The following is a 26,149-nucleotide window of genomic DNA, read 5'->3' as shown; positions in this document are numbered from 1 at the left end:
GCTTACATTTATTGTGAAAGAAATAACCTTTCTTAATTTGATTTTACTTGGTTGAATACCCATTCAATCATTTCTTGATTTTCATAGGCTGGTACCCATGAGGCATGGTTATAGCCCATTTTTGTTGGATATTCGGTATATGTTGGAGTACCGCCGGCATTTTCTATAGCCGATATGATATTTCTTGTGAATGACACAGGGATGACTCCATCATCTTCTGCATGAAAAGCCCAGATTGGTTTATCAACTAGTTTATGAGCCTGGGTCGGATCCGCTCCCCCTGCAATTGGAACCATCGCTGCAAATAAATCAGGGTATTTTATATTTAAATTAAACGTACCAAATCCACCTTGTGATAAGCCTGTTACATATAGACGATTAGGTTCAATATTATATTCACTTCGCACTTTTTGAAGAATGTTATAGGCGGTACCCAGATCCTCTGAAAACTCAAATACTCGACTTAAATTCACAATATTATTTGAATCCCTCGTAACAGTGAACCCCCCGTCAGGGACATTCCGTGCTTGAGGAGCAAGAACAAACGCTTGATGTTTTTCCTGGTTTTCAGGTGCAGCCCAAATAACAGCACCGTCATTGGCCATGAGTTGTTTTTCATTATCGGTACCGCGCTCTCCTCCTCCGTGTAAAAACAACACAAGCGGATAGGATTTTGTTGGTTCGTATTCCTCTGGTACGTAAAGACGATAGGGCATTTCCTTATAAGTGAAGCTTAAAAACTTAGAAGCTATTGATGCTCTCGTTTCAAACATAAAAGTAAATGCAGCGATCTCACTTTGTGTATTTCCGTTATTAACAGCTAGCGCTTTTGGGTTAACATTGCCGCGAATTGCAATTGCTTTAATTGTCATTGTTTGATCAACGACAATGGGTTCTGAATATAATTGACTTTTGTCTGTTGGATCGCTTCCATCTGTCGTGTAGAAAATTTTTACGTTTGGAGTTGGAGAGCTTAATTCAATTGTTTGCGGTCTATAGTATGAACCAGGTTCTACATTGGAAACGGGCGCAGCAACCTTCCCATTATTCACAGCTTCTTTAGCAAACGAGTTTGAGCTAAATAAAGGCAGCAAGAGTAACGCTACCAATATTGTTCTTACTGGTTTCTTCAAAAGATATTTCTTCATGTCCTACATTCCTCCCTATAAAATAAGTAATGACAATAATCGACCTTAGCATCTCCTTGCTTTAAAACGCTCACAAATATAAATGCAATAAATATGCCAATAAAAAAAGCCCTATTAAATAGGACTTCTACAGTGTCTATACAGCTATTTTTCTAAAAAGATAGAATCTCATATTCAATTTTGTGAATTATTCATTGGCACAACCTTGTTTCTAAAAATCTAGAATCATTTTTACCTGTTTCTAAACTTTTAGAATTAGAGGTCTATTTTTAATTTTGCAATCTTGTTGTATAAAGAAGCAAGCGAAATCCCAAGTCGATTTGCTGCAAGCTTTTTCCCTTTTACGGTAATCCCGGTATCATACAGCGTCTCTGTAATTACTTTTCTTTCGGTTTCCTTTAATAGGTCGTCTAAAGATTGGAAGGTCAAATTGTCTAGATGTTTTTGTTTTTGTAAGTTAGGGATTTTCATTGTTTCCGGAAGATGGTCAATCATAATGACTTCATCTTCCGCCATATTGACCGCGTAATGAATGGTATTTTTTAACTCCCGTATATTCCCAGGCCAGTCGTATGTTAGAAAAATCCTCTTTACGCTCTCATCGAGTAGATGACTAGATTGAGTGGTTAACATCGAGGAAATGAGCTCAGGAATGTCGTCTTTTCTTTCACGAAGTGGCGGAATTGGAAGTTGAACAGTATTAATTCTGTAAAAAAGATCTTCGCGAAATCGTTCTTTTTGGACCATATTTCTTAAATTTTTGTTTGTTGCAGCAATGATTCGCACATCGGTTTGCAGTTCTTTTAAACCGCCTATTTTCCGAAAGGTTCCTTCCTGTAAAACCCGCAATAGCTTTGCCTGAAGATCTAATGGCATGTCTCCAATTTCATCTAAAAAAAGTGTTCCTTTATTCGCGAGCTCGAACAACCCAATTTTTCCATCCCGCTTGGAGCTGGTAAAGGCGCCTTCTTCATAACCAAATAACTCACTCTCAAGCAGAGAACTTGGAATTGCCGCACAATTTACGGGGATAAACGGATAATATTTACGGTTACTTTCCTGATGAATCGCTTGGGCAAACAGCTCTTTGCCTGTCCCAGACTCACCAGTAATTAAAATATTTAAATCCGAAGCAGAAACCTTTTTTGCTTGATGAACGACTTTCTTTAAAGCTCTATTGTTTCCGATAATATCTGAAAACGTATATTTCGCTTGATACATTCTTCCAACAGTTTTTTCTAATTGGCTGACACGTTGTTTGCTTTTTTTCAATTCCTTTGCTAATTCGTAAACTTCCGGAATACTTTTACATACAGAAACTGCTCCAATAATGTCATTTTTTTCATAGATAGGAGCCATATCCACGACATACTCCCTGTCTTTTTCTTTACGAAAAACACCTTCTCGAGGCTTTCCTGTTTTTAACACGGTCGGAAGCAATGCCCCGGGTCTGACATCCACCAATGGTTTGCCGATTATTTGCTGTTTTTTTACTCCGGTAATATTTGTGTATTCTTCATTAATTAACGTAACAATTCCATACTGATCAATCACAAGAATTCCGTCATGAACTGCTTCAATAATTCCTTCCAGCCATCCGATTCGTTTAGTTTCCGTTAGCATATAACCAACTCCCTTTACCTAACCATATCGTCCTTTCTTTTATCTGATGACTGGAAATGCGAAATTATTTATTATATTTTAGTGATGTCTTAATTTCACTTCTTCTACTTTTTATAAATAATTGCCTATAAGTCTCACTACTAAAATTAGCAAAACTCGTTATACTACTTCTAAACCGCCTTCCGATGAAAATAAGCCATACCACCTAACGTAAAAATGACAAATCCACCGATAATCACAAACACTAATGTTTCGGTTGAAAAGGTAAAGCCTGATTGTTTGTCCAATACCATCCCTAAAAATGGCTGTGCCCAGGGGTACCAGGGACCGAACTTCTCTGAATTCGCAATCAGTATATTTGGTAAGGTTAAGATCACATTTAATGCAACGGGAGCTGCGAAACTTGACCATGCAGTAGATACCCATAATTGAAGGGATATAATTGGCAAGCACCCTAGCCATCCCATAAATAGACGAAGGAGCACTTGTTGCCAAGGAAACGGATCACTAAAACCGTGTAATATTCCTACAAGTAATAATCCTGCCAATAATAAAATTTGGGTTAGGGCAACAAATAGACAAATGGTGATCAGTTTTGCACTATATACTTGAAGCCGACTGACTGGTAAAGCTAATAATTGCTTCCATCCCCCTTCTGCATGCTCATAACGGCAAACTGCAGCAGCAAATAAGCCTGCAAGTAGCGGTAAGAAAAGACTCGCTTGAACCATTATCATGGTAAAAAACGGCCCCATCCATTCATTTTCAGGGGAATCTAATATGTTAAAATAAGCAGCGATGGTTGAAACAACAGGACTTATATATAAAATTTGTAATACCTTCGATTTTTTAAGCTTTAACCATTCTGTATATATGAGTTTACGGAACATTTACTTCACATCCTTTCGGTCAAAATGGATGAGACTTATGATCAAGATTGCCCCGCCAACAACGATTCCTAATCCTACACTGATTTCAGGAATATCCCATTTATTTTCAAGTACCGGCCATTTCCAAATCAGCCATTCAGGGCCTCCATAAGAATACATTGACACTACTGATCCGATTATTCCTACCGTTAATGGAGTCCCTTGATTTGATGATGCGACGGAATACCATAGCTGAATAGCCAAAATCGGCATCGCGGCAAAATAAGGATAGAAGCTGTTAATAGCGATTTCTTTATACGGAATGCTTTGCTCCCAATCAAATAAGCTGCCAAACACCAACGTACCAATAAACATAAGCACTGTTGAAATCAACAACAGAAAGCTAATCGTGATAAACTTTGAGCCATATACGTTCACTCTGCTTATTGGCAGGGCTAACAATTGCTTCCACGCATTCGTCTTATGTTCTGTGTTTGCAAATAAGGAAGCTAGTAGTGTTGTTCCTAGTAGCAGGGCCGGTGCAAGAAACAGATTGATTTGCCGGAGCAATTGAAGCCAATAATCATCCGTTTGCTGAAACAGCCAGTCATAGCGAACCATATAATTAACGGTCGTTAATGCAAAAATACCGAACGGTCCTAAGAATACGAGAATCCACATCCCTATTGATATCTTTTTAAAATCAGTACGCAATAGCCGAAGGATCATAAACTTTGCTCCTCCTTCGTCATTTCAAGGAAGATATTTTCAAGTGAGCGCTTTTCCTCCTCGACTCGGAATACATCGAGACCATTTTGTACAAGAACCCGAATCATGGCAGCAACTTCTTGATTACTGCTTTGGTTAAATGAAAGATAATCTCCTTCTACCTTCCCTTTCAATCCTTCATTAAGGAGTACTTTCCAAGCAGCCTCACGGTTGTTCGTTTGAATTCTAATCTTGTTTACAGATTTCTTGCGTAAAACGTCAATAGAATCTTGGAAAATAAGCGTTCCTTTTGAAATAATCCCAACTTCAGTGGCCATTTGATCTATTTCTGATAAAAGATGGCTTGAAACGAGCACAGTAACACCATATTTTTCTGGTAAGCTTTTAATTAATTCTCTCATTTCGATGATTCCTGAAGGATCTAAGCCATTTGTCGGTTCATCAAGTATAAGGAGTTTAGGACTTCCAATCAGAGCAGAAGCAATTCCTAGTCGCTGCTTCATCCCTAATGAAAACCCTTTAACAGGCCGGTCGGCATCCTTTTCTAATCGGACGATAGCAAGAACTTCATCAATCCGTTCTTTAGGAACTTGTAAAATGATTTGTAGTAACTCGAGATTTTCTCTCGCTGATAAGTTCCCATAATAAGAAGGGGATTCAACTAAAGACCCTATATTTCGTAAGATCGTTTGTTTCTCCTTTTTTAACTCTTTTCCAAAAATTCGGATCGAACCATTTGTTTCCTTCATCAATCCTAATAGGAGCTTGATTGCTGTTGTTTTTCCAGCCCCATTAGGACCAAGAAAACCATAGATCGCTCCCTTTGGAATCGATAAATTCACTTGATTGACTGCAGCTTTTCCATTAAACGTTTTTGTTAAATTACTAGTTTCCACGACGTATTCATTCATATTTATCACCTCTAACTAAACAATAAATAATGAAACTTAAATCGAAGTGGTGATTCAGTTTAAATTTTGTTTAAAAACAAAAAAGTACGCTTATCCATCCAAGCGTACTCATTTTGTATATCCTATTGTTTTGTTAAGCTAACCGTTGTCCCTTTGCTAGATGACTCGATACTCCATGAAATGCCCATTTCGTTTGTCATCAGTTCAATAATGGAAAGTCCTATCCCTATACCTGTTTGTTCTGACTTGTTTTTCATACCAGGACCTCTATCCTTGATATAAATGGTGTTTTCCTCGCAAAAAATACGAATATATTGGCCAGATTTCGCATGTCTCACCACGTTTTGAAACAGGTTATCAAGAATCCGCTCAAACCAATTTGGATCCAACTGCCAATGAACGGTTTTCTCGAACAATTCTATGTCCACCATAAACTGTTCTTTTTCAAAAATTGGATACCACGCTGAAAGTGACAGGCGAATGGCTCGATTTACATCAACGTTTTGCGGTTTGTATGTATATTTCCCTGAGGTTAATAACGTGTATGATAGGAGGTTTTCAATTAGAGTGTGCAAATGATCAATTTTTCTATCAATTATCTCAATGGATTTCTGCCCATCTGATGATATATGCTCGTTTTTCAATGAATAGGCATGTGCCCGAATAGTAGCTAAAGGTGTACGAAGGTCGTGTGATAAGTTAGCAATCAGCTCTTTTCGCAGCTCTTCCTCCTCTTTTTCCCGCAACCTGCTAGCCTCTAAGCGTTCAATCATTTTATTAAATGATACCTCTAATTCCCCTAATTCATCAATTTCACCGACCGTTACTTTATTTGGAATTCGTTGATCTTTCATATCCATTGTTTTTTGAAGTCGTACAATACGTTTTCGAATTGATCGAAAAAACACCCATGAAAGAACAATAAATAACAGCAATAAAAGCCCGACAACCACGACATAAATGATTTCGAAATAATTTTCCAGTTGTCGAATCGGGTAATCCATGTACTCTCTATCTATTTGCAAAACAATAAATCCGTTGGTTTTCTCATCACCTATAAATGAAACAACTGTAAATGGATTGCCTCCATAGCTTTCTTTCATAAATGAAACAGTATAGGTTGGTGTCCACTTGTCAGGAATTTGCGCTGATTGATCAGAAACGTATCGAGTTTCGCCGTTTTCATCAACCCAAAATACGGTGGATGTTTTATATCCTTTTGCCGTTTCTTTTAAACTAGCAATCATTTCTGCTTCTGAAACCCCATGTAATTGTTTTGCTTTTTCATGCCAATCTGCCTCTACTTCTTCACTATTATAAACATTTATGTCATTGTAATTAACGATAATTGCCGGTATGTAAACAACAAATGATGCGAGAGGAAAAGCAATCGGAAGGATCATCATCGCACAAATAATTAGAATCAAATATTTTGTTTGAAGCGTGTTACGAAGCTTCATTGTTTTAACCTATACCCAATTCCACGAATCGTTTCAATAATGGCAGGCTTGGCTGGATCCTTCTCAATTTTTTCCCGTAAGTAACGAATATGGACCATTAACGTTTTGTCACCTTCAAAATAATCTTCCTCCCAAATAGATTCATAGATTTGTTCCTTCGTCATAATTTGTCCGGCATGTTTTAATAAATAATCAAAGATTTGGAGTTGCTTAGACGTTAAAATGATTTCTTCATTTTTATCATTATGAAATAGCTGATAATGCTTTGGATAATACCGTAGATGCTGGATCTTTACCTCAGATGGCATCATGCGATCAAATCGGCGCAACAACACACTAATTCTTGCTGCAAGCTCATCCGGGTGGAATGGTTTTGTCATATAATCATCTGCAAATTCCAGTCCTTCTAGCTTATCGTCCACTTGTGACCGTGCCGATAGCATGATAATAGGCAGCGATGGTGAAACTTTTTTTAACCTTTTGCCAATGGAAAAACCATCTAATCCCGGTAACATCACATCAAGAATGGCAAGATCATAGTCGTCAGCATACTCCAAAGCCTCGTCACCATTTTTTAACCACGTTACTTGATATCCTCTCTTTGTTAAGTCCTGGCATACCCATGTTCCTAATTCTTCTTCATCTTCAATGTATAGAATTCTCATTATATATGAACCTCTTTCTAGTAAAAGTCAATATATGTAAACTATATCATAATATTATCTGTAAAATTGCCAGATATTTCATCAATCACTATTTAAACTGCTTGTTTTTTTAATAATATAATCAATTATAAAATGAAAAAATTAGTGTATACAACTCAACTTTCAGAAGAATCTATACTTATAAAGGATTTTAAATAAAAGGAGCATCTAGCATGAGTATTTTAGATTATGATGACCAGATTCAGCTGATTACCCATTGGCTTAGAACCAATAAAGTTGAAAACGTAGAAGGTTCGGTTAATAAAGAAATTATTAGATATCAATTAAGAATAGAATTTGATATTCAAGATGAAAAAGTTGTTGATGATGTTTATGATTCGATTATTAAATAGGGGTTTTATCTTTAGGTCTGAGTAAAGTAAGGCGTAAGTGAAATTGACACTTACGACCTTACTTTGCTCGCGTATTCATTACTGATACGCCCTCACTTAAAAGTCCATTAATTAAACCCTATTCCTCATACGCTCTTTCCAGTGCATTCATATCAATTTTCCCTTTCATTTGCAATAATGCATTCATGACTCTTCCTGCCTTTTCTTGATCATCATCACTGATCATTTCAGTTAGGTTCGTAGGTATTATTTGCCATGAAACTCCGAATTTATCCTTAAGCCAACCACATACTTGTGCCTTTTTGTCTCCGTCTTCAGAAAGTCTATCCCAGTAATAATCCAATTCTTCTTGTGAATCACAGTGCACGAAAAATGATATGGCCTCTGTGAATTTGTATTGTGGACCTCCATTTAGTGCTACAAATTTCTGACCTTCCAATTGGAATTCGACTGTCATGACTTTTCGCTTAGTTTGGTCTTGATTGTCGTATGCATTTTGATAGTAAGTGATTCTCTCTAGCTTTGACTGCTGAAAGATTGAAACGTAAAATTGTGCTGCTTCCTCTGCTTCTGTGTTGAACCATAGGTTCGTGGTGATTTTTTGGATTTTATTCACGGGTTTCTCCTCCTTCTTGTTTTCAATTATGAAAGGATACATATGTAACAATATTCAGAATCTTAATATTTTTTATGATATAATAAATTGCGGTAAAAGACCCTATAAAACATTTTAAAACCCAATAAAGGTAACAAACAAAAAGGATGAAAACATACATATGGGAATTCTCTTACTTTTATTAAGTACACTAATGTGGAGCTTTGTCAGCATTTTTGTGAAAGCGGCATCTTTTTCGATTGATAGCTATACGATTACGTTTTTACGATTTTTTCTTGGTGTCGTTTTTTTAGTTTTGTTTATTTTGTTTGGAAGAAGGAAAGTCAAGATTACTTGGAAGTCAAAATGGATTTGGTATGGGGCCATAGGGAAAATGATGAACTATCTTTTTGAAAACTATGGTGTTTCCATTGGCTATGCTTATGAGCAAATTTTAATTTCTCCATTTTTAACGATTTTCATGCTGCTGTTTTCTATTTTTTATTTTAAGGAAAAGATGACGATATTGTCTATGATATCTGCTGGGCTTTGTTTTTTTGGTGTGTTTCTTATAAGTTGGAACGGTCTTCCTATTAGTCAATTAATGGAGTTTGATCTGTTTTTAACCTTCATTTTTGCGTTATCTGCCTTTGGGGCCAGCTTTCACTTTGTCAGTCAAAAAATATTGATTGACAAAATGGCAGCTACTGATATGAATTTATCGATTTTCTTATGGTGTAGTCTTTTAACAACCCTTCCTCTTCCCTCTCAGTTTGAGTGGTCAGGTGAATTAAGTGGAATCACAACTTTTTCCTTGCTCATGCTAGGGTTTATTACAGGAATAAGTTTTTTAATTTATGCCAAAGCATTGAAGAAAGTATCGTTTTTAGTGGCAGCTATTCTTGTTAATTCGAGTGTTTTATTTACTCTTTTATGGTCATGGTTATTCTACAACGAACCCATTACGGTTTATGTCATAATCGGTTCTGTTTTATTTTTAATTGGTATGGTGATTTTAAGTTTACCTGGAGCAAAAGCCTCCAATCGAAAGGAAGTAAGCAAAGCAAGTTAAGCAACATTTCCGCACTAACAATTCCTTACTAATTCCACTGGAGCTACCAGCCTCAAGGTAGCTCCAATGTTTATTCCCTCCTAATGATCCAATCCTACATCTGTAAATGATTGTTCATTCGCGTGTAGGTGTGGATAGTCAAAAGTATTTTCAGTAGAATCATCTTTTTCTAATGTTTGTTTGTCTGACCACCACCCAAAGCCATCCTCTTCAAGTAGTTCGTTCGAAGCTTCAGGACCAAATGAACCTGCTTGATATGAATGTAGTGGAATCAGATTTTCCTCAAAAGCCTCAAGAATCGGCTGTACGAATTTCCAAGATAATTCAACTTCCTTCCAATGAGCAAAAAACGTCGAGTCACCCTCTAGGGCATCTAATAGTAAAATCTCATAAGCATCAGGTACGTTCTTATTCTCAGGGGTAAAATCAACATGAATAGGTTCTAATTTTCCGTCGTTTAACGGATTTTTACTATTTAATTGTAATGAAACCTCTTCCTCTGGATTAATCCCAATAACCAATAGGTTTGGAGAAGTTTCTTCATTTTCTGATTCAAATAGAAGGCTTTGCGGGTTTTTAAATTCGATCACGATTCGAGTTGATTTCTTATTCAATCGCTTACCAGTCCGTATGTAAAACGGAACACCTTGCCAAACAGGATCATCAATCCAGACGCGTGCTGCGACAAACGTGTCATTAGTTGAAGAAGGGTCAACGCCAGGCTCACTCGTATAGCCAACAACTTGTTGTCCATTTACTTCGCCTTGTCCATATTGTCCTCTCACAACCTCTGAACCAACCTCTTCCTTTTTGATCGGACGAACTGCATCCATTACTTTTCTTTTTTCAAGACGGATATCCTTTGTGGAAAGTCCTGAAGGCAAATGCATCCCAACCATCATCAACAGCTGTAGCATATGATTTTGAAACATATCACGAATAGCCCCTGCTTGATCATAGTAAGCAACCCTTTTTTCAACCCCAACCGTTTCACTTGCGGTAATTTGAACATTTGCAATATGTTCATTGTTCCAAAGGGTTTGCAAAATCGGGTTAGCAAATTCCAAAGCTTCAAGGTTTTGAACCATTGGCTTGCCTAGATAATGGTCAATTCGATAAATCTCCTCTTCATCAAATGCATTGGTTAGCTTTTCATTCAACTCCCGAGCTGATTTCAGGTCATGTCCAAAAGGCTTTTCTATAATAAGGCGTTTCCACCCAGTTGCAGCAGCTAGACCACATTTTTTTGAGTTCAGCGCAATTACATCAAAAAATTGAGGGGCTACCGACAAATAAAATAATCTATTTTCAGGAATTTGTAACTCCTTTTCACGACTTTTGATCAGAGTTAATAACCTTTCATACTCATCTTCTTTTGTCACATCTACCTTTGTGTACCGGATTAGCTCTAGGAAAGCTTCCATTTTAGGATGATCTGCCTTGTGTTCAGTAAAGGATTGAATGGATTGCTTAATTTGTTCATGAAATTCCTCATCTGAAAGCTCCGTAATACTAGCACCAATCACAGAAAAAGAAATCGGCAATTTTTGGTTAAGAAATAAACGAAATAAGGCGGGGATAATTTTCCTCTTAGCTAAATCGCCCGTTGCACCGAATAATATGAAGGTTGAAGAATCCATTTTACCGCCCACTCCTTATAAGTAATTGTTAAACATTAGTGTGTCCTAGTTTTTTTGCATTTATCTATTTGATTCATCTTGTATATAAAAATAGGTGTATCGAAGAAAAAGCGATTGCCATTGATTTCAGAAATCTGAAGCAAAGAAAAAGACTGATCCCTAGATATTTTCTTTAGGATCAGTCTTTTTGATTTATCGTTTAGTAGGCATGTTATAACTTAATTATTTAACATTTTCCCGAGTAAATAAGTATCATTTTTTTCCAAATAAGAAATCCAATTTTCCGACTGTTCATATAGTTCTCCAATAGAAAGAAGTAATCCTTCATCATAATTTTTTCCAATTAATTGAAATCCTACTGGCAAGTTTTCAGCTGTAAAGCCACAAGGCACTGATATAACAGGCCACCCTAATAAATTTCCGATTGGTGTTTTTCCTAGCTTAAAAATATTATGAATAGAGTCTTCGGGAGAAACACTTCCAATATCAAAGGCAGGAATAGAATTCGTTGGCGAAAACAGAACATCACATTTATATTCTTCCATCGAATCTAATAGACTTTGAATAAATTTGTTCCGGTAACGATAAGCGTTGATATATTGACTTGCCGTAACTTCACTTCCTGAATTTAATCGAAACTGAATATCTTTTCCGTACATTTCTGGATTTTTTTTAAAGAAACCTTCATGAAATGTATAGGCTTCAGATTTTGAAATGATTTTATGTGCCTCAAGTGCGTCTTCTATACCAGAGAGTGACATGTCAACAACTTCTGCCCCAAGTTCTGTCAATTTTTTTAGCGATTGTTTCATTATATTTTTCATTTCTTGATCCATACTATCAAAAAAGTACTCTTCACATACTCCAATTCGTATTCCTTTTAAATCATTTCTATTCATCTCTAAATCCATCATCTTCAGTTTTCGAGAGTCAGCCATGATGTTCAACATGATTCTACTATCAGCAACTGTTCGTGTCATTGGTCCAATATGGTCCAATGTCCAGCTTAAAGGAGTGCATCCTTTTGTACTGACAAGATCATACGCTGGCTTTAGTCCAACAATTCCACAAAGAGCTGCTGGAAGTCGTATAGATCCTCCTGTATCAGTTCCAACCGCTCCAAATGCCATTCCTGCAGCAACAGCAACAGCAGAGCCGCCACTTGATCCACCAGGTATCTTCTCTAAATTCCATGGATTTCGGGTGGGACCATAATGTGGATTTTCTGTTGTAGCCCCCATCGCAAATTCATGAAGATTTGTTTTTCCAATAATAATAGCTCCAGCATCTTGCAGAAGTTTAACAACATCTGCATCACGATTTGAAATTGAGTGTTCAAAAATTTTAGATCCTGAGGTTGTGATCCTACCCTTCGTTTCAAAAATATCTTTTATGGCAATCGGAACACCATGAAGTGGACTTCGAATATTTCCATTAATTATTTCTTTTTCAAGGTTTTTTGCTTGTTTAATAGCATCCTCTCCAAGAACAGCAATATAGGCATTTAGGTCTGGTTCAAGATCATTTATTCTTTCTAATAGTTGTTTAGTTAATTCAACCGGAGATATTTCGTGATTTTTTAGTAATCCAGATACAGTGTGTATATCTTTAAAAAATAATTCATTCATCCCTATCTCTCCTTATCATTAAATTACCGTTCTTTTTTTATAAACTTCTCCCAAATCTCCATCAAGGGTAAGAATCGAACTCAACAACTTGTTTGTTATTTCATGTTTTGGATTTCTAAACAATTCTTTTGTCGATGCAGTTTCAATGACCTTTCCTTTTGATAAAACAGCAACTCGATCACAAAAATAAGCTACTAAATCTAAATTATGGGCGATAAATAAATAGGTTAAATGAAATTCCTTTTGCAAAGAGATTAAGAGATTAATAATTTGTGCTTTTACAGAAACATCTAAAGCTGATACTGGCTCATCCAAGACGAGAAATTTTGGTTTTAGAATTAACGCTCGAGCAATTCCCGCTCTTTGTCTTTGCCCACCTGATAATTCATGAGGATATCGATGGTAAAAGTCCGCTCGTAAGCCTACAACTTCTAACATTTCTACCACTTCTTTATAGATATAGTTAGGATCTTTATTTTCGCTATATCTTATAAGTCCATGCGCAATTTGCTCACCGATTGTTTTTCTGGGATTAAAGGCTGAACCTGAATCCTGGAACACGATCTGAATATCTTTGCGTAATGCGGTCATTTTATTTTTGGGTAAATCTCTTAATGAATGACCATTATAAATGATTGATCCATTGGTAGGCTCAATTAACCTAAGGATCATTCGTCCAACTGTTGTTTTTCCTGACCCTGATTCCCCTATTAAACCAAATGTTTCTCCTTTGCCAATTGAAAAGCTTACATCGTTTACTGCCGTTACTTTTTTACTTGGAAGAAATATACTTTTCTTCCCACCATAAATTTTCTGTAATTCCTTCACTTCAACAAGAGGTTCATTCCCCATGTCTATTTCCCCCCTTCATTCATTAAACAGCGTACAGAATGATCTACTGGAAATGGGCTTGCTTTTTTCAACAATGGCTTCGTTTTATGACACTTTTCACTTTCAACATGACACCGGCTGACAAATCGGCATCCCTCTGATACATGTAATAAGTTTGGCGGTTCCCCCTTTATTTGAAATAAGGGTTTTTTTCCAACACCATCTTCGAAAATCCAGTCAAGGTTTGGGATGCATTTTAATAAGCTTTGTGTGTATGGATGTTTTGGGTTAAAAATAACCTCTTCAGTCGTACCATTTTCAACTATTTGCCCTGCATACATCACAGCTACCTTCTCTGCAATACGAGCAACCACACCAAAATCATGTGTGATAATTAAAATAGCTGTTCCGAACTTGCGATTAATTTTCTGGAATAAATCTAATACTTGTAGTTGTACGGTTGGATCTAACGCAGAGGTTGGCTCATCTGCAATAATTAAGTCCGGATCACAGGCAAGGGACATCGCAATTACAACCCGTTGTCTTAGCCCCCCACTTAATTGGTGTGGGTAGGATTGATAAATCCGTTCGGGTTCATCTATCCCCATTTGTTCTAATAAATCTAGTGCTTTTTTCTTTGCTTCGGATTTTGTTGCGTTCGTTTTTTCTAACATAATCTCAACAATTTGTTTTCCTACTCGATATGAAGGATCTAAGGAGGTCATCGCATTTTGAGCAACTAGAGAAATCTTCCCACCTCTTATTTTCTGCATTTTTTTCTCATCAATTTCGATGAGATTCTCTCCTTCTACTTCTATATTTCCAGAATAGGATTCTAAAAGGTTTTTGGGTAACAATTGGAGGATTGAATGAATTGTCATAGACTTCCCTGAACCGGATTCTCCTACAATTGCTCCAATTTCGCCTTTTTTAATATTTAGATTGATATCCTCTAGGACAGTAATAACTCCATCAGGTGTTTTAATTTTTGTTGATAAATTTTCAACCTTAAGCAAGAATCTTGTGTTTAATGTTGACGTGACATTCATCTAACCACCCTTTCTATGGAATGGATCTATCAATTAAGCGATATTTTGAATGGTTTTCTTATCGATTTTTTTCTTTTCTTTTACCTTTGAACGTTCATATGGATCTAATGCATTTCTCAGTCCATCACCAATCATACTAAAGGCAAAAGATAAGATTAAAATGGCGATTCCTGGAATAAATGTAACAAAAGCATGCCCTTGCATTAATACTTCGCTACCATCGCTTGCCATTCTACCCCAATCAGCAGTTGGAGGTTGAACACCAAGTCCAATAAAACTTAATCCAGCTACCGTTACAATGGTTACTCCTGCAAGAGTTGTACTGTATGCGATTAATGAAGGTAAGACATTTGGAAGAATTTGTTTAAACATAATTTCCATTTTACTTAACCCAAATGCCTTTGCAGCTTCAACATATTCTTTCTGACTTTCTTGCAAAGTGTCCGTATAAACAACGCGCGTCATATACGGAATTCGTACAATAATCATGGCAATAATGACATTAAGGAGACCTGGTCCAAGGATTGCCGCAATTGCAATGGCAAGTAGTACTGCTGGAAAGGCAAAAAAGACATCCATCACTCTCATAATCACGTTTCCAATTATTCCTTGATAATAGCCAGCCATAACCCCAAGACAAACACTTATGATAGCAGCAATAATGACGGGAACAACGGCAGAAATTAATGAGGTCTGTGTGCCGAAGATGATTCTACTTAATATGTCTCTCCCTTGATGATCTGTTCCAAGTAGATGTCCCTCAGATCCCGGGGGCATTAAACGTGTGCTACCGTCTGCTACGACATTGGGATCATAAGGAGAGACCCAAGGAGCAAAAATGGCTAATGCGAAGGAAAATAAAATAATGACTGCTCCGAACATTGCCATTTTGTCATTCATAAAAGCCTTACATGACAGTTTCCATTTACTACCCATGCTTTCACCCCTATTCAGCTTTTATTGAATCTTGTAATTTTGGACTTAAGCAAACATTTAAAAGATCAACGACTAAATTAACAACAACGAATGTGATCGCGATTAAAAGAATTCCTGCTTGTATGGTCGGATAATCATTAGAAGTCACGGCAACATATAGAGCTTTTCCGATGCCAGGCCAATTAAAGACAACTTCACTAAATAATGCACCGCCAATAATATAGCCCACTTGTAAACCGGAAATATTAATGACTGGAGGAAGGGAGTTTCTCATGACATGAACAAGGTTTATTTTTGATCTTGATAAACCAAATGAATGAAAATAATTCACATAATCCTTCTTTAAAATATCTAACACTGTACTCCTTGTTAATCTAGCAATAACGGCAAGAGAAACCGTTGCTGTTGCGAATGCCGGTAAAACTATATGATGCAATAAATCTATAAACCCTCCTGGATTTCTCATATTGTACATTCCACTTACAGGGAATATTTGCATTTTAATTGCAAATAGCCACATGAGCATCAAGGAGATCCAAAATACGGGCATACTTGCTCCTAGTAAAGCAATGCCCATGCTGACTTTGTCAAATACACTTCCTTTTTTCAACGCACTGATCAAACCTAAAATAACACCTAACGTAACACATATTAGTAAACTAGCAATTGTTAAAATCATGCTATTTACAAAACGTGGCATTAGCTCTTGAACAATGGGAGTATGAAGAGTATACGAATATCCAAAGTCTCCTTTGAGAAATTGTATAATCCATGATCCATATTGTGTATAAATTGGTTCATTTAGCCCCATTTCGACTCTTAATGCTTCTACCGCCTCTGTTGTTGCGTCCCCTCCAAGAATTGATTTTGCAGGGTCACCAGGTATAAGTCGGATTAGTAAAAAAACTACAATGGTTACACCAATTAAGACTGGAATCGTAGATAATACCCTTGAAAGCACATAACGAAACATACGTTCTCCTCCCCGCCTATTATTTATTAAATGAATCTTTCAGGTATCTAATGGACCGATTGGTGATTAGATACCTGCTATAAAGCCACTGATTTTAATAGATTAGTCTTCAATCCAAACTGGAGCTAATGTGTACCATTCCTCAGACGGTACAACAAATCCCTTTACACGTGAATGAACAACATATGGTGCTGAATCATTGACAATTGGGGCAAATGCTGCATCTTCCATAATTAGTGCCTCTGCCTCTTTCCACGTTTTATTCGCTTCGGTTTCATCTATTGCAGTAGAAGCATGATCGAGTAATTCATCCACTTGCTTATTTACATATTTTCCTGAGTTAAATCCACCTGGTGCAACAAATTCAGAGTGTGCCACCATTGATAGAAAATATGGTGATGTACGACCGGATGACATCTGATTCATTCCGACACTGCTATCCATGCCATCACTATAAGCTGAATAATAGGTAATCCATTCCTGTGTATCAAGCTTAAGCTCAATACCAATCTCTTTTAAATCTCTTTGAATCCATTCCGCAATATCAACTGGAAGTAATTGGCCGGAACCATCAACAGATGTTTGCAATGTTGTTGAAAAGCCATTTTCTAAACCAGCTTCTTTCAGTAGCTCTTTTGCTTTTTCAGGATCATATTCATACCATTTATTTTCAGGATCAAAAATACTTGAACCTGGTGAAACCATCGTATAAGCTGGGTTGACTGTGCCATTTAGTAACTCATTGGCAATTCCTTCTCGATTAATCGCATAATTGATCGCTTGCCTTACTTTTGGATCTTTCATGTATTCATTATCAAAATTAAATGTTAAGTACCAGACATGTGGTGGTGTACCAGAAATGATTTCATAACCTTGGTTTTTTAAATTTTCAATTGAGTCTGGCGGCGGTACAGCAATAATATCCACTTCATCATTTTGAATTGCCAATACCCTTGCAGCAGGATCTGATAAAGGTCTAAAGACTACTGTATCTAATAAAGCCTTTTCTCCCCAATACTCTTCATTTTTAACAAGAGTTATATTTTGCCCACGTTTTCTTTCACTAAATTTAAATGGACCCGTACCAACCGGATTATCTCCCATACTGTCATTTCCATTTTCAATAATGGCAGTAGGACTAACAATTTGAAGGGAGTTGATTTGAGCTAACATTCTAGGGAATTCCGAAAAAGGCTGTTTTAGATGAATATTAATTGTATATTCATCAATAATTTCTGTACTTTCATAAAACTTCCAAGTTCTGAAGGTACGTCCCGCACCTGGATTATCGTAATATTCAAAATTTTTATCTGTTAATCTTTTAATATTAAACTCTACTGCTTCTGCATTAAAATCAGATCCATCATGGAATTTAACCCCTTCTCTTAAATGAAACGTGTATGTTTTTCCATCATCTGAAACATCCCAACTCTCCGCTAAAACTGGAATCAACTTTGGTACGGCTTCTTCATCAGATGATTTACTTAAATCCTCACCAATAAGTGGTTCAAACATTTGATTTGTAATTCTCATCGTTACCCATCCACCTGCTCTGTGCGGATCTAAAACATCAGCTTCTGATTCCATCCCAATAATTAATTGACCCCCGCCTTTAGAATCACTAGTACTTACTTCCTCACTTGTTGTGTTTGTCGAACAAGCTGACAAAATCATCATTAGACTTAGAAAAATGGCCAAAAATAATTTTTTCCTTTTCATGTTTTCTTCCTCCCTTTAACCTTCATCGATTTGATTTATCAATTAGTTTGTTAAACTAGGTTGTAAATGATGAATCATTTTTAAGACCGTTCCATACATAATATCAGTCCCTATTGCTAGATCATCGTAGGAGGCATATTCCGCTGGATTATGACTAATTCCATCCTTACAGCGAACGAAGATCATTCCGTAATCACAGGCATACGACATGATTAAAGCATCGTGGAATGGGCCACTTATTAACTCAGGTGCTTCTATTCCTTTTTCGTTACATTCTTTCCGGATCAAATTTTTAATCCAATCCGCACAATCTCGTGGTTCACTGTTTGTATCTTCACTAATTTCAAATGTTAGCAGGTGTTTTTCCGCTATTTTATGAATACATTCTCTTAACTTACTTTCATATAAACCTCTGCGATTGATATCAATATCACGTAAATCAACGGTAAATTCTACTTTTTCTGGTATGATATTAGGTGAATTAGGAAAAACATTAATTGCTCCAACTGTACCTACGGTTGGTGCTGTCGGATCTTTTTTCACGATTTCATTTAAAGCAACAATGATTTCTGCAGCTCCTACTAATGCGTCCTGGCGATTGTTCATCGGTACAGATCCCGCATGACCAGCAAAGCCGGTTATTTTTACTGTTAACCATAATGGTCCAGAAATTGCCGTAACAATACCAACCTTCTGATCCAATTTCTCAAGTACAGGACCTTGCTCAATATGTAATTCAAGATAGGCTGCGATCGAGTTTGGTGGATATACCGATTGTTTCCATTCATTTGGATTGCAGCCAAAGTCAATTAAAGCTTGTTGTCTTGTGATTCCATCCTTATCCTTTCGTAATAACTCTCCTTCCTCTAATAGACCAAGAATTCCTCTTGAACCAAAAAGTCCCTTATTAAATCTCCAACCTTCTTCATCAGCAAAAGAGATCACTTCAATCGGATGATCTGGTGTTATTCCATGTTCTGTCAATGTCGTTACAACTTCAATTGCCGCAATGACACCTGCAGTTCCATCAAATCTTCCTCCATATGGTTGTGAATCTAAGTGCGAACCTAGCATTAATACCGGTTTTTCAGGGTCTTTCCCTTCTAATCTCCCAATTAAATTGCCGAAATGATCGAGTCTTACTGTCATTCCTGCCTCTTTCATCCACTTGCTTGCTAACTCAAAGGCTTGTTTTTCAATGTCTGATTGAGCCGGACGGCAAATACCTGTTTCTCCTATTTTGCCTATTTCACTCATTTCCTCGAAATGTTGTTTTAAACGTCCCGCATTAATCTTAATATGAATCCCCCCTAGTTTAGATCTGGCATTTATCACGATTCATTGTTTTAATATAGTGAAGAATTTGTTTTATCCTTTTCTTTTTCGTTCACATATCTTGCAAAATCTTTTAAATTTATCTCATAGATAAGACGCGGTCTTCCTTTTTGGTTAATCGATTCTTTTCCAATAATATTGGCTATGTTTTTTTCACATAAACTTTTTAAGATTCGTGATGCATGTCTTTCACTCGTATTCATTCCAATGCTTATTTCTCTTGTTGTTACTTCATTTTTTTTCATCATAGACAACCATGCATAAAATTTCCGAAAAGTTAATGAACTTTGATTTTCTTCATTACTATTTAAAAGATTATAATTAATCGATTGGATTGTTCCGAGTGGTCCAAAAATCCTTTTTTGTTCATCTATTAAATAGCAACTTCCTGTCATATTTTGGATTGAAAAATCCAAAGCTTTTTTCGCATTATAAGATGCACTATCTGCAGTGTTTCCAATTCCAACCCCAAGATTTATCTGCACCGAAAAAAGTTCGTTTAACTCTTTCAAAAAACTAAAATCTTTTCTTCCATTCGTGATTTTGTCAAATAATCCGCGAGTTGTATAAAGAGTAATCAAATTGTTATCAGTTATATTCGTACTAGAAAATAAATGTTTTCCATATTCTAAAATTCTTTCTTTAATCAGATCACATTCATGTTGGAGCTTAGTGCACTCTTCATGCTTGTTGGTGGTCATTTGAAATTGCAATACTGTTATTAAAGCTTCCTCTCTTTTTTGTTTCTTTCCTTTTAGGATCGCTTTTTCTAAAGTGTCTCGAATGACCGATTTTGTATGTTTGATTAAAAAAGCTGAAGCATTCAAATCCCTTAAACTCTGATAAACCGAATTTAAGGTTGTTGCAATGACCTGTACTTTCTCTTCTTTTAATAAATTCAGGTGATAATCAACTAAAGCATTACTATCCAAAATAGCTGTATTATTTGATTTCAAATAATAAGGTACATTCGAAATACCAATTTCTTCATAGATTTCATCCAGAAAATGCGCATCAACAACATCGAAACTAATAATAGGGTAGTCATGATAAATTTCATAAATCTTTCCTAGTGTCCTATAAATATCTGAGCCTTTAAAAGGTATATAGTAGGATAAACTGTCCAAAGGCAGATTTTCTTTGGATAAATGGTGAGGGTCCAGCAAAAATAAAAACATCTATAGTATCTTCGTGATTTTCTACTAATGAGGCAGATTGTTCGACTGTTTTATAAATTAATTTTTTGATCTCAACATCATTGAATTCAGATGCTATCTGACAAATGTCGGTTACTAATGGTTCCGGTCCAATCACTGCTATTTTCAACCTTATAAAGATCACCTCTTTCAAATCGTGTCTTTAATATGTCTTTAATTCTTTATAAAATAATTATCGTTTGAATAATGTGAATAATCAAAATAGTTGTTATATTATATAACATGAAAATTTATGGAAACGCTCTATCTTTGTTAGATTTTAAGTTTCTCTTTCTTTTATATTTATAAAATGTAACATCTTGTGTTATATATTGAAGAACTGACATTCAAATAGTTCCCAATTCAACTTAAAAATCAGAAAATACTAATACATGAAATTAGTCAAAAAATTAATAAAAAATTTTCTATAAAATAAAAACACTAACAATAATAGATGTTAGTGTTTTTAAGGATTAAAGAAATACTCTTATTTTATTGATAATGATATTATTGTCTGACGTACCTCTCCCTCTTTCAACCTACTCAAAGCACACTCCTAACCTGCTTCATATAGAAAAAGCGAACAATGAAAAAGTACACAATCTGAATCGCTAAAAATACACATAGAACCGTTACAGACTGTTTCACTAGGTTAAAATAAAACATGTGAGATAATGCTGTAAGAGCTACTGCTCCATGAATCAGTGCTACGACAATTGGTGCGAAGAAAAGGATCGCCGTTTGTTTAGTCAGCACATGTTTTAATTCTTTTTCTGTTAAGCCAATTTTTGAGATTGCTTTGAATTTTTGTTTGTCTTCGTCTAAGTCAGCGTAAAGACGGAAATAAAGAAAGCTTCCGGCTGAAACGAAAAAGACAATCCCGATAAAGAGTCCAACAAACATAATAAGTCCGAAACTTTTATTAATTTGGTAGACTTCATAATCGACAGCAGCGAATTCATAAGGTTGCAGGGCTTCTACTAACTTTTTAGAAGCTTCTAATATGTTATTTTCACCTTTCGTTACCTGCCAGGCATGATAGCTCTCTTCCCTTACTTGAGATGGCAATTCTTTATAGGCTTCGTCTGACACAACATAGTAAGAGTCTGTATCAGGAAGTGCTCGTGAATAAATCACTTCCTCCGGCTTTAAGATTTCACCGGAATTCAGTTTGATCGATTGCTTTAATAACTCATCTGTTTGTCCAAATGTTGAATCTGTAAATTCCACAACCATTATCTCACTTTTTTCCACATTAATTGTATCTTCCCCAATCAGGGCAGCAAAACGGTTAAACTCGGATTCACTCGTAATGAGATTCGTATCTTCTCCTACTTCATAGTACCGAAGCATTGTTTGCTCATGATCCGCCTTCATGTGTTCTTGATTGATGGTTTTGTTGATAAAAGAAACATCTTGTTCTTCATTATCTTCTACTGCTCGATAGGAAAAAGTCGTAGGATTTGTATTTTCCAATGTGGAAGTAAGAATGCTTTGAAAGCCATAAAGCGAACCGATCGCACTAAAGGCAACTGTTGAAACAATTGCGACCAGGAAAAAAGTTCGTGCATTATCTTTCATACGAAAAGAAAGATCGGATAATAAAATCATGTTCGTTCTCTGCCAGAAGACGGTGTCTTTGTTTTTAAATTTACGGATGATATACACACTCAATTGGGTAAATAGCAAATAAGTCCCAATAATGACCACGATAATCACAGGCAGCATAGCTGCTACTACAGTCATCCCCTCGACTAGTAAAGCAACAACATAACCAACTCCTAACAAAAAACAAGCAACAATCGTTAGAAAGATATTAGCTTTCGGTTCACCTTTAGATTTCTTATTTCCTTTAATTAAATCAATCAATTTTCTGCTACGCAGAATATATGAGACAAACAAGGATATAAAGAAAAATAAAATAATAAAAGATACAAACGTTGAAAGAATGGCCATCATTGGAAAGTAAAAGTTCAGACCTTCTTCAATGACAAGTACATTTTCAGCAATCAGTAATATGAATTTCGCAAAGACTAACCCAAATAAAATCCCGCTTATCGTTGCAAAAAAACCGATGACCATATTCTCTAGAAACACCATAAGACGGATTTGTCTTACCGACATACCTTGCATCATTAGTAAACCAAACTCTTTTTTACGCGTATTTAAAAATGAACTCATCGAATACAAAATAAAGAAAAAAGAAAAGACATAGATGATACCTGCAGCGATGTACATTCCAATTTTCACATAAGAATTCATATCATTTCCACTCAATGTTGGATGGAAAGCAAAAATAGCAAACGTAAAAAAGACCATCACGGTAAACATACTACTTAGAAAATAGGCAGCATATAATCGTTTATTGCGGAAAACATTATTAAACGCGAATCTGCGAAAGGTCATTTCCATCCCCTCCCAGTAACGAAAGTGTATCAATGATCTTTTGGAAAAAGGTTTGACGATTTTGACCGCGATGAATTTCAGAATAAAATTTTCCGTCACGAATGAAAATCACCCGATTGCAATAGCTTGCCGCCTGTGGGTCATGTGTAACAAGCAGCATCGTTGTGCGCTCCGACTGATTAATCGATTCTAGCATCTCCATTACATCCTTCGATGATTTTGAATCTAGATTTCCCGTTGGTTCATCAGCAAGTAAAAGCTTTGGTACATGGATCATCGCCCTTGCTACCGCCGCTCTCTGTGCCTGTCCACCAGAGATTTCATATGTGCGCTTTTTCATAATTTGTGAAATACCTAATTTCTCAGCTATTTCATTAGCCTTTTGTTTCATCTCTTTCACACTTTTCCCATCAAGTGTTAAAGGGAGAACAATATTTTCTTCAACGGTTAACGTGTGAAGTAAATTAAAGTCCTGGAAAACAAAGCCAAGCTCACGTCTGCGGAATTTCGCTAGGTCTTCTTTTTTCAGTAGATGTGGGTTATTCCCATTAATTAAGATTTCACCTGTTGTTGGTTCATCAATTGTTGCAATCATATTAAGCAGGGTTGTTTTTCCACTGCCAGATGGACCCATGATTCCAACAAATTCACCTTTTTCAATAGATAAATGAATATCGCTTAATGCTTTGTATGCAATTTTTCCGTCATAAATTTTACTTACCTTTTTTACTTCTAACATCACAAGATCTCCTTTCACGATATCTGATCTGTGATTAGTATATCGTGCCGTTTCCTTCCTTAACTATCGATTCTTCTTTCACTTTCCTTACAAGGCTGTAAGGTTTTGTGTTTCTGAGAAAATAATTCGAAATGTAGTCCCAACTCCCTCTTCTGAATCCATTTCCAAACGATGACCTAGATGATCTAATGTCTCTTTAACTAAGTACAACCCCATTCCCGTTGACTCTCTATATTTCCGGCCATTTTCCCCAGTGAAAAATGGCTGAAAGATGCGTCGCTTATCTTGATCTGGAATCCCAATCCCAAAGTCCTTTACTTCAAGGACAGCTTCCTTGCCTATTTCATAAATTGAAAGAACAATATTGTTACTTTTCCCGGCAGAATACTTAACGGCATTGTTGATAAGCTGAGATAGGATAAAAAACAGCCACTTTTCATCGGTTTCAACAGTGATTCCTTCCCTTTTGGCTACTTGCTTTGGGTAGACTTGGTTTCGTATATAAAATCGTTTATTTTCACCGTTTACTTCCTGTATGACTTTTGATAATCCAACTGGTTTAATATGAAAATCCTGTTCGATCGTCTTAAATCGTGCCATGTAGAGAACAGTATTTAATCCAGTCTTCATACGATCGGTCTCTTCACGAATATTGGATGAGTCAGGTTCATCCAAATTTTGAGCTGTTAGTTCAATAACCGATAATGGAGTTTTCATTTGATGGACCCATTGATCCATAAACTTTCGATGCTCTTCCTGTTGCTTTTCAATAAACTCTAGTTGATTCTGGTAAAGCTTGTATTGTTCACGTAACACATTATCAAAAGCAATCGACATTGGGGTTTGATCTGTTTTCCGAAAAGAGTCGTCCATGGATTCAAGCGGGGTTGCAAGTCGCTGATAAAACCTGCGATGACTCATATAATGATAAATAAGATAAACGGCAAGTATGAAAAAGCTGAGAAAAGCAGCATAAAAAAACAGCTTGATATCACGATACCCATCAAACCAGAAGATCAAAAGGATGACGACCAGTTGAATAGTCTGTACAACTATTAATAAGGAATGCTCCCTAAAAAACAATTTCATCCCTCTCTCTCCTTCCACGAAATATGTAAACGGTAGCCTGCACCTCTAACGGTTTCCACCACACCTTCCAGACCTAGTTCCTGCAGCTTTTTCCTCACTCTTGTAATATTCACATTAAGAGTGTTTTCATCTATATAGGTTTGATCATCCCAGAGTTTCTCAAGTAAATCTTCACGACCGGCTACACGTGGATATCGTTCCATCAGGCTTTCGATAATATCGGATTCCTTTTTCGATAAAGAAACAGTTTTTGTCTCAAAAGTTAGCTCTAGCCTTTCCGGATAAAGTTTTAGTCCGTTGTTTTCTAAGACCCTCTCTTCGACCCTAGATGCATATTCCCCGTAAGCACGGCGGAGTTGACTGCGAATTTTGGCCATCACAATTTCAGCGCTAAACGGCTTTGTGATATAATCATCCCCACCATTTTCCAGGGCCATCACCTGATCCATTTCACCAATCCGCGCTGAAATAAAGATAACCGGACACACCGATTCCTTCCGAATTTGCCTGCACCAATAATACCCATCAAAACTCGGCAAATTAATATCCAAAAGAACAAGCTGGGGCTTACTTTTATAAAATTCATCCATGACATGATCAAAATCAGTCACAATCGTTACTTCATATCCGTATTTTTCAATATGTTTTTTTAAATGATCTGCAATTTTAGGATCATCTTCAACAATCATAATTTTTTGCATGTGATTCACTCCTTGGTTCTTGGTTTATTATGGCATAGAATGGAAGTGGCTACAAAAGTATAGTCTTTTACCATTTTCATTTCTATTTGGAGCGGTTTTGTTGCTGAAAATATATCTGTGTTGATTAATTTACGAGTAAAAGTAGTTCTTTTTCTATTAATTATCATTATAGTTAGAAAGAGGATGCTTACATTATTGTTAGGTAAACGACACAGTTGATATAAAAGGACCAATCTTTATTAATAAGTCTTTAATCGAAAATCCATTTTTCTTCAGGTAGATGTTGTGTCGAGTACAACTAATTGGTCAAACCTATAGTAACGATATAGGCTGTCATGATCTGTATATTTAGGTTGGAGAATCCCGATTTCATCATAGTATCGAAGTGTCGAGGTAGAGATCTAAATAGTTAAATAGTTTGGCTACCTCTCCAATGCGGAACC

23 protein-coding genes and 1 pseudogene are annotated in these 26,149 nt (G+C 36.3%); 2 read left to right on the top strand and 22 right to left on the bottom strand.

What is annotated here, in order from left to right; genetic code table 11:
* Nucleotides 1–32: 32 nt before the first annotated feature.
* The 7 genes from AC4GZ8_RS22265 to AC4GZ8_RS22235 all read right to left on the bottom strand — a co-directional run bounded on the left by AC4GZ8_RS22265 (nucleotide 33) and on the right by AC4GZ8_RS22235 (nucleotide 7,408).
* The gene (locus tag AC4GZ8_RS22265; protein ID WP_491084100.1) at nucleotides 33–1,148 is read right to left on the bottom strand and encodes a chitobiase/beta-hexosaminidase C-terminal domain-containing protein; all 1,116 of its coding nucleotides are present in this window, start codon (nucleotides 1,146–1,148) and stop codon (nucleotides 33–35) included.
* Nucleotides 1,149–1,403: 255 nt separating this feature from the next.
* Entirely contained in the window at nucleotides 1,404–2,771 is a 1,368-nt protein-coding gene (locus AC4GZ8_RS22260) for a sigma-54 interaction domain-containing protein (protein ID WP_491084099.1), read from the bottom strand.
* 170 nt (nucleotides 2,772–2,941) lie between these two features.
* Nucleotides 2,942–3,661, bottom strand: coding sequence for an ABC transporter permease (locus AC4GZ8_RS22255; protein WP_491084098.1), 720 nt, complete (start codon nucleotides 3,659–3,661; stop codon nucleotides 2,942–2,944).
* Entirely contained in the window at nucleotides 3,662–4,369 is a 708-nt protein-coding gene (locus AC4GZ8_RS22250) for an ABC transporter permease (RefSeq protein ID WP_491084097.1), read from the bottom strand. It abuts the gene before it with no gap.
* Complete coding sequence (locus AC4GZ8_RS22245) at nucleotides 4,366–5,280, bottom strand: ABC transporter ATP-binding protein (protein WP_491084096.1); 915 nt, start codon at nucleotides 5,278–5,280, stop codon at nucleotides 4,366–4,368. The genes AC4GZ8_RS22250 and AC4GZ8_RS22245 overlap by 4 nt, the downstream gene beginning before the upstream one ends.
* Nucleotides 5,281–5,402: 122 nt before the next feature.
* On the bottom strand, nucleotides 5,403–6,740 hold the full coding sequence (locus AC4GZ8_RS22240) for a HAMP domain-containing sensor histidine kinase (protein WP_491084095.1): 1,338 nt from the start codon (nucleotides 6,738–6,740) through the stop codon (nucleotides 5,403–5,405).
* Complete coding sequence (locus AC4GZ8_RS22235; RefSeq protein WP_491084122.1) at nucleotides 6,737–7,408, bottom strand: response regulator transcription factor; 672 nt, start codon at nucleotides 7,406–7,408, stop codon at nucleotides 6,737–6,739. Before AC4GZ8_RS22235 ends, AC4GZ8_RS22240 begins: the two co-directional genes overlap by 4 nt.
* Nucleotides 7,409–7,617: 209 nt before the next feature.
* On the opposite strand from AC4GZ8_RS22235, the gene AC4GZ8_RS22230 reads away from it, so the two are divergent.
* A complete protein-coding gene (locus AC4GZ8_RS22230; protein WP_491084094.1) occupies nucleotides 7,618–7,797 on the top strand; it encodes a hypothetical protein in 180 nt (59 codons plus the stop codon).
* A gap of 118 nt (nucleotides 7,798–7,915) precedes the next feature.
* On the opposite strand, the gene AC4GZ8_RS22225 is transcribed toward AC4GZ8_RS22230, so the two are convergent.
* Nucleotides 7,916–8,455, bottom strand: coding sequence for a VOC family protein (locus tag AC4GZ8_RS22225; protein WP_491084093.1), 540 nt, complete (start codon nucleotides 8,453–8,455; stop codon nucleotides 7,916–7,918).
* 118 nt (nucleotides 8,456–8,573) lie between these two features.
* Between AC4GZ8_RS22225 and AC4GZ8_RS22220 the strand changes: the two genes are divergently transcribed.
* Nucleotides 8,574–9,464, top strand: a complete 891-nt coding sequence (locus AC4GZ8_RS22220) for a DMT family transporter (protein WP_491084092.1) — start codon at nucleotides 8,574–8,576, stop codon at nucleotides 9,462–9,464.
* A gap of 173 nt (nucleotides 9,465–9,637) precedes the next feature.
* Here the strand turns inward: AC4GZ8_RS22220 and zwf are convergent.
* The 14 genes and pseudogenes from zwf to AC4GZ8_RS22150 all read right to left on the bottom strand — a co-directional run.
* A pseudogene (gene zwf / locus AC4GZ8_RS22215) lies at nucleotides 9,638–11,104 on the bottom strand (glucose-6-phosphate dehydrogenase); the annotation flags it as partial.
* 218 nt (nucleotides 11,105–11,322) lie between these two features.
* Nucleotides 11,323–12,732, bottom strand: coding sequence for an amidase (locus tag AC4GZ8_RS22210; RefSeq protein ID WP_491084091.1), 1,410 nt, complete (start codon nucleotides 12,730–12,732; stop codon nucleotides 11,323–11,325).
* Nucleotides 12,733–12,750: 18 nt separating this feature from the next.
* Entirely contained in the window at nucleotides 12,751–13,584 is an 834-nt protein-coding gene (locus AC4GZ8_RS22205) for an ATP-binding cassette domain-containing protein (RefSeq protein WP_491084090.1), read from the bottom strand.
* A 2-nt stretch (nucleotides 13,585–13,586) separates the two neighbouring features.
* On the bottom strand, nucleotides 13,587–14,612 hold the full coding sequence (locus AC4GZ8_RS22200; RefSeq protein ID WP_491084089.1) for an ABC transporter ATP-binding protein: 1,026 nt from the start codon (nucleotides 14,610–14,612) through the stop codon (nucleotides 13,587–13,589).
* A 33-nt stretch (nucleotides 14,613–14,645) separates the two neighbouring features.
* On the bottom strand, nucleotides 14,646–15,548 hold the full coding sequence (locus tag AC4GZ8_RS22195; RefSeq protein WP_491084088.1) for an ABC transporter permease: 903 nt from the start codon (nucleotides 15,546–15,548) through the stop codon (nucleotides 14,646–14,648).
* 10 nt (nucleotides 15,549–15,558) lie between these two features.
* Nucleotides 15,559–16,521, bottom strand: a complete 963-nt coding sequence (locus AC4GZ8_RS22190) for an ABC transporter permease (RefSeq protein WP_491084087.1) — start codon at nucleotides 16,519–16,521, stop codon at nucleotides 15,559–15,561.
* Nucleotides 16,522–16,623: 102 nt separating this feature from the next.
* Nucleotides 16,624–18,240, bottom strand: coding sequence for an ABC transporter substrate-binding protein (locus tag AC4GZ8_RS22185; protein WP_491084086.1), 1,617 nt, complete (start codon nucleotides 18,238–18,240; stop codon nucleotides 16,624–16,626).
* A 42-nt stretch (nucleotides 18,241–18,282) separates the two neighbouring features.
* Entirely contained in the window at nucleotides 18,283–19,572 is a 1,290-nt protein-coding gene (locus tag AC4GZ8_RS22180) for a M20 family metallo-hydrolase (protein WP_491084121.1), read from the bottom strand.
* 14 nt (nucleotides 19,573–19,586) lie between these two features.
* Nucleotides 19,587–20,753 (bottom strand): hypothetical protein, encoded by a 1,167-nt coding sequence (locus AC4GZ8_RS22175; RefSeq protein WP_491084085.1) that lies wholly within the window; start codon nucleotides 20,751–20,753, stop codon nucleotides 19,587–19,589.
* A 561-nt stretch (nucleotides 20,754–21,314) separates the two neighbouring features.
* Nucleotides 21,315–23,177, bottom strand: coding sequence for an ABC transporter permease (locus AC4GZ8_RS22170; RefSeq protein ID WP_491084084.1), 1,863 nt, complete (start codon nucleotides 23,175–23,177; stop codon nucleotides 21,315–21,317).
* Nucleotides 23,152–23,916 (bottom strand): ABC transporter ATP-binding protein, encoded by a 765-nt coding sequence (locus AC4GZ8_RS22165; protein ID WP_491084083.1) that lies wholly within the window; start codon nucleotides 23,914–23,916, stop codon nucleotides 23,152–23,154. Before AC4GZ8_RS22165 ends, AC4GZ8_RS22170 begins: the two co-directional genes overlap by 26 nt.
* Before the next feature lie 87 nt (nucleotides 23,917–24,003).
* Entirely contained in the window at nucleotides 24,004–25,005 is a 1,002-nt protein-coding gene (locus tag AC4GZ8_RS22160) for a sensor histidine kinase (protein ID WP_491084082.1), read from the bottom strand.
* On the bottom strand, nucleotides 25,002–25,706 hold the full coding sequence (locus AC4GZ8_RS22155) for a response regulator transcription factor (protein WP_491084081.1): 705 nt from the start codon (nucleotides 25,704–25,706) through the stop codon (nucleotides 25,002–25,004). The genes AC4GZ8_RS22160 and AC4GZ8_RS22155 overlap by 4 nt, the downstream gene beginning before the upstream one ends.
* 272 nt (nucleotides 25,707–25,978) lie before the next feature.
* Entirely contained in the window at nucleotides 25,979–26,068 is a 90-nt protein-coding gene (locus AC4GZ8_RS22150) for a hypothetical protein (RefSeq protein ID WP_491084120.1), read from the bottom strand.
* Nucleotides 26,069–26,149: the final 81 nt, after the last annotated feature.

It is taken from the genome of Metabacillus sp. RB-C-LZQ-3-1 (assembly GCF_058315175.1).
This window is presented reverse-complemented; position numbering and strand designations above follow the sequence as displayed.

Bases quoted from the DNA above. Each gene is read 5' to 3' on its own strand.
- AC4GZ8_RS22175 (WP_491084085.1), bottom strand. From the start codon at position 20,753: ATGTTTTTATTTTTGCTGGACCCTCACCATTTATCCAAAGAAAATCTG.
- AC4GZ8_RS22220 (WP_491084092.1), top strand. From the start codon at position 8,574: ATGGGAATTCTCTTACTTTTATTAAGTACACTAATGTGGAGCTTTGTC.
- AC4GZ8_RS22190 (WP_491084087.1), bottom strand. From the start codon at position 16,521: ATGTTTCGTTATGTGCTTTCAAGGGTATTATCTACGATTCCAGTCTTA.
- AC4GZ8_RS22200 (WP_491084089.1), bottom strand. From the start codon at position 14,612: ATGAATGTCACGTCAACATTAAACACAAGATTCTTGCTTAAGGTTGAA.
- AC4GZ8_RS22255 (WP_491084098.1), bottom strand. From the start codon at position 3,661: ATGTTCCGTAAACTCATATATACAGAATGGTTAAAGCTTAAAAAATCG.
- AC4GZ8_RS22230 (WP_491084094.1), top strand. From the start codon at position 7,618: ATGAGTATTTTAGATTATGATGACCAGATTCAGCTGATTACCCATTGG.
- AC4GZ8_RS22210 (WP_491084091.1), bottom strand. From the start codon at position 12,732: ATGAATGAATTATTTTTTAAAGATATACACACTGTATCTGGATTACTA.
- AC4GZ8_RS22155 (WP_491084081.1), bottom strand. From the start codon at position 25,706: ATGCAAAAAATTATGATTGTTGAAGATGATCCTAAAATTGCAGATCAT.
- AC4GZ8_RS22185 (WP_491084086.1), bottom strand. From the start codon at position 18,240: ATGAAAAGGAAAAAATTATTTTTGGCCATTTTTCTAAGTCTAATGATG.
- AC4GZ8_RS22165 (WP_491084083.1), bottom strand. From the start codon at position 23,916: ATGTTAGAAGTAAAAAAGGTAAGTAAAATTTATGACGGAAAAATTGCA.
- AC4GZ8_RS22195 (WP_491084088.1), bottom strand. From the start codon at position 15,548: ATGGGTAGTAAATGGAAACTGTCATGTAAGGCTTTTATGAATGACAAA.
- AC4GZ8_RS22240 (WP_491084095.1), bottom strand. From the start codon at position 6,740: ATGAAGCTTCGTAACACGCTTCAAACAAAATATTTGATTCTAATTATT.
- AC4GZ8_RS22260 (WP_491084099.1), bottom strand. From the start codon at position 2,771: ATGCTAACGGAAACTAAACGAATCGGATGGCTGGAAGGAATTATTGAA.
- AC4GZ8_RS22225 (WP_491084093.1), bottom strand. From the start codon at position 8,455: ATGTATCCTTTCATAATTGAAAACAAGAAGGAGGAGAAACCCGTGAAT.
- AC4GZ8_RS22250 (WP_491084097.1), bottom strand. From the start codon at position 4,369: ATGATCCTTCGGCTATTGCGTACTGATTTTAAAAAGATATCAATAGGG.
- AC4GZ8_RS22205 (WP_491084090.1), bottom strand. From the start codon at position 13,584: ATGGGGAATGAACCTCTTGTTGAAGTGAAGGAATTACAGAAAATTTAT.
- AC4GZ8_RS22160 (WP_491084082.1), bottom strand. From the start codon at position 25,005: ATGAAATTGTTTTTTAGGGAGCATTCCTTATTAATAGTTGTACAGACT.
- AC4GZ8_RS22265 (WP_491084100.1), bottom strand. From the start codon at position 1,148: ATGAAGAAATATCTTTTGAAGAAACCAGTAAGAACAATATTGGTAGCG.
- AC4GZ8_RS22245 (WP_491084096.1), bottom strand. From the start codon at position 5,280: ATGAATGAATACGTCGTGGAAACTAGTAATTTAACAAAAACGTTTAAT.
- AC4GZ8_RS22170 (WP_491084084.1), bottom strand. From the start codon at position 23,177: ATGACCTTTCGCAGATTCGCGTTTAATAATGTTTTCCGCAATAAACGA.